Origin of the sequence: Nonomuraea sp. PA05, assembly GCF_008086045.1 — a bacterium.
Lineage (GTDB): Bacteria > Actinomycetota > Actinomycetes > Streptosporangiales > Streptosporangiaceae > Nonomuraea > Nonomuraea monospora.
In genome coordinates, this window is the sequence record NZ_VSEY01000124.1 from 1 (window position 1) to 305 (window position 305).

At 66.2% G+C, this 305-nt stretch carries 1 protein-coding gene; it reads right to left on the reverse strand.

The window, feature by feature from the left end; all coding sequences use genetic code 11:
- Positions 1–305 (reverse strand): substrate-binding domain-containing protein (locus tag FXF51_RS60310; RefSeq protein ID WP_148443845.1); only part of this gene is annotated, 305 nt, incomplete at both ends.

The window sequence follows — 305 nt, forward strand, 5'->3', positions numbered from 1 at the left end:
GGGAGTACTTCTTGACCACCTGCCCGATCGACTGGGTGGACCCGGCGTCGACGGCGAGCATCCCGGCCAGGCTGGGGTGACCCTGGACGTACGCGTCGATGATCGACAGCCCCTTGGTGATGTCGGCGTTCGTGCCGACGGGGTTGAACGTGATGGATCTGCCCGAGTCCTTGATCGCCTGCTCGGCCCCGTCGATCCTGGGCTGGATGTTCAGCGCCCCAGGGGTGGCGATGAAGCCCACCACTTCACCGGATTCCACGAGTTGCAGGGCGCGCTGGCCGAGCGCGTACCCCGACTCGTAGAGT